The sequence below is a fragment of the Kitasatospora sp. NPDC059648 genome, from assembly GCF_042734825.1.
In the GTDB taxonomy this organism is placed as follows: domain Bacteria; phylum Actinomycetota; class Actinomycetes; order Streptomycetales; family Streptomycetaceae; genus Kitasatospora.
Genome location: NZ_JBHWDU010000202.1, coordinates 1 through 2,932, shown reverse-complemented (window position 1 = coordinate 2,932; position 2,932 = coordinate 1). Strand labels below are relative to the sequence as shown.

Sequence of the window (2,932 nt, the reverse complement as noted above, 5' to 3'; positions counted from 1 at the left end):
GCCACGGCGTTGGGGCCCGGCAACCACATGGGGCGGGCGCCCCTTCCGCGTTTCGCCCGGTTCAGCCCGCGGCCGCGTCCCGGCGCTGCTTGAGCAGGCCGGCCGTGATGAGCAGGGCGACCAGCACGCCGGCCGCGTAGAGCTGCTGGCGGTTGCCCTCGGTCGTTGTCATCAGGGCGAGGATGCCGGCCACCGCTGCCATGGCGATCCAGGTCAGGTACGGGTAGCCCCACATCTTCACGGTGAGCAGCTCGGGCGCCTCGCGCTCCAGCCGGCGGCGCATCCGCAGCTGGACGATGCAGATGAACAGCCAGACCACCAGGATCGCGACGCCGGTGGTGTTCATCAGCCAGGTGAACACGGTGGCGGGCCAGAACTTGGCGGCCAGCACGGCGCCGAAGCCGAACAGGCAGGAGGCGAGCACTGCCCGGCGCGGCACCCCGCCGCTGACCTTGGCCAGCGCCTTGGGGCCCTGGCCGCGGCCGACCAGCGAGTACGCCATCCGGGAGGCGCCGTAGATGTTGGCGTTCATCGCGGACAGCAGCGCGACGAGCACCACCACCTCCATGATCGTCCCTGCCCCGGGGACCCCGAGGTGGCGCAGCACCGTGACGTACGGGCCGTCGGCGACGACCGCCGGGTCCTTCCACGAGACCAGGGCGACCACCAGGGCCATCGAGCCGATGTAGAAGATCGCGATCCGCCACACCGCCGTGCGCACCGCGTTGGCGACGTTCCGCTTGGGGTCGTCGGACTCGGCCGCGGCGATGGTCACGGTCTCCAGGCCGCCGTACGCGAAGACGGAGGCGAGCAGGCCGACGATCAGTCCGCTGACGCCGTTGGGCAGGAAGCCGCCGTGGCCGGTGAGGTTGGCGGCACCGGGGGCGCCGGGGCCGATCACGCCGGCGACGCCGAGCCCGCCGAGGACCAGGAAGGTGACGATCGCGGCGACCTTGACGGCGGCGAACCAGAACTCGAACTCGCCGAAGTTCTTCACCGCGGTCAGGTTGCTGGCGCAGAAGAAGACCATGAACAGGCCGACCCAGACCCAGGAGGAGACCCCGGGTATCCAGCCGTTGACGATCTTTCCGGCGGCGGTGGCCTCGGCGGCGACGCCGCAGCAGAGCATCACCCAGTACATCCAGCCCGCGGTGATCCCGGCCCAGGGGCCGATCTCCTTCTCGGCGTGGACCGAGAAGGAGCCGGAGGCCGGGCGGGCGGCGGACATCTCGCCGAGCATCCGCATGATCAGCATGACCAGCAGGCCGGAGAGGGTGAAGGCGAGGATGATCGCCGGGCCGGCGGCGGCGATGCCCGCGCCGGAGCCCACGAACAGGCCGGCGCCGATGACGCCGCCGAGGGCGATCATCGACAGGTGGCGCTGCTTGAGCCCGTGGCTGAGCTGCTGGCCGCCGGGCTCCTGCGGGGTGCTGTCGGTGGTCCCGGGCGCCGGGGGCGCGGGGATGGGGGCCATAGGGCTGGATCCAGACTGTGCGGAATGCGGCATGAGTTGTCCAATATCCGGGGGCCCCGCTGTTCATGCCAAGGGATGTCCGCCCGGGCCCACCATGCGGACCGGCCGGTGACGGTACGCGACGGTAGATTGACGGATCGTCGTTTCGGGCCGTTTCCGACAACGCCCGGGGGCGGGGCTTTGTTCGAAACCGTGGCGGCGGCGCGGTGGATCACCGCGTAGGTTCACAGGTGTTCACTCACCTGGACCCTTACCGAGGAGTTCCCGATGGCCACCGCCACCGCCACCGCCCCGACAGCGCGCCGCGCCGTCCTCGCCGACCTGCTGCCCACCGCCTCCACCCGTCTCGGCGCCCAGGCCCGCGACCTGGCCCTCGTGGCCGGCGGCGCCGCACTGACCGGCGTGGCCGCCCAGCTGTCGGTGAACGTGCCCGGCTCGCCGGTGCCGGTCACCGGCCAGACCTTCGCCGCCCTGCTGGTCGGCACCGCGCTCGGCGCCCGCCGCGGTGTCGCCTCGCTGGCGCTCTACCTGCTGGCCGGAATGGCGGGCCTGCCCTGGTTCGCCGAGGGCACCTCCGGCTGGGCCATGCCCTCCTTCGGCTACGTGCTCGGCTTCGTCCTCGCCGCCGCCCTGACCGGCGCACTGGCCCGCCGCGGCGCCGACCGCACCCCGGTGAACACCGCCGTCACCATGGTCCTCGGCAGCCTCGCCATCTACGCGGTCGGCGTCCCGTACCTGGCCCTCAGCCTGCACGTGTCGCTGGCCCGCGCCGCCGAACTGGGCCTCTACCCGTACCTGGTCGGCGACGCGCTCAAGGCCGCCCTCGCGGCCGGCGCCCTGCCGCTCGCCTGGAAGCTGCTCGGCCGGCGCTGACACCGGCGCCCCCGTTGTCGGGCCCGGGCACGCCCGCATGCCACACTCATGGCATGCGCGTGTACCTGGGCTCCGACCATGCCGGATACGAACTGAAGAACCACCTGGTGGAGTGGCTGAAGGGGGCCGGCCACGAGCCGGTCGACTGCGGGCCGCACATCTACGACGCCGAGGACGACTACCCGCCGTTCTGCCTGCGCGCCGCCGAGCGCACCGCCGCCGACGAGGACGCGCTGGGCATCGTGATCGGCGGCTCGGGCAACGGCGAGGCGATCGCCGCCAACAAGGTCAAGGGCGTCCGCGCGGCGCTGGCCTGGAGCGTGCAGACCGCGGAGCTGGGCCGTCAGCACAACAACGCCAACGTGATCTCCGTCGGCGGCCGGATGCACACGGTCGAGGAGGCCACCGAGTTCGTCGAGGCCTTCCTCAACACCCCCTACAGCGGCGAGGCCCGGCACACCCGCCGGATCGAGATGCTGAGCGAGTACGAGACCACCGGCGAGCTCCCGCCGATCCCGGCCCACCACCCCCAGGGCTGACCCCGCCACCCACCATCCACCGACGGCCGGCCGCACCCCCCCGTGC

Annotated in this window: 3 protein-coding genes; 2 read left to right on the top strand and 1 reads right to left on the bottom strand. The window is 72.5% G+C overall.

Annotation, left to right across the window (positions count from 1 at the left end):
* Positions 1-61: 61 nt before the first annotated feature.
* Entirely contained in the window at positions 62-1,474 is a 1,413-nt protein-coding gene (locus ACFV1W_RS40390) for an amino acid permease (protein ID WP_380422542.1), read from the bottom strand.
* A 267-nt stretch (positions 1,475-1,741) separates the two neighbouring features.
* Here ACFV1W_RS40390 and ACFV1W_RS40385 point away from each other — a divergent pair, with 267 nt between their 5' ends.
* Both ACFV1W_RS40385 and ACFV1W_RS40380 read left to right on the top strand, forming a co-directional pair.
* Positions 1,742-2,347, top strand: coding sequence for a biotin transporter BioY (locus ACFV1W_RS40385; protein ID WP_380422540.1), 606 nt, complete (start codon positions 1,742-1,744; stop codon positions 2,345-2,347).
* Positions 2,348-2,400: 53 nt separating this feature from the next.
* Positions 2,401-2,886, top strand: coding sequence for a ribose-5-phosphate isomerase (locus ACFV1W_RS40380; protein ID WP_380422538.1), 486 nt, complete (start codon positions 2,401-2,403; stop codon positions 2,884-2,886).
* The last annotated feature ends 46 nt before the right edge of the window (positions 2,887-2,932 follow it).

Coding starts and splice junctions, on each gene's coding strand:
- ACFV1W_RS40380 (WP_380422538.1), top strand. CDS start 2,401: ATGCGCGTGTACCTGGGCTCCGACCATGCCGGATACGAACTGAAGAAC.
- ACFV1W_RS40390 (WP_380422542.1), bottom strand. CDS start 1,474: ATGGCCCCCATCCCCGCGCCCCCGGCGCCCGGGACCACCGACAGCACC.
- ACFV1W_RS40385 (WP_380422540.1), top strand. CDS start 1,742: ATGGCCACCGCCACCGCCACCGCCCCGACAGCGCGCCGCGCCGTCCTC.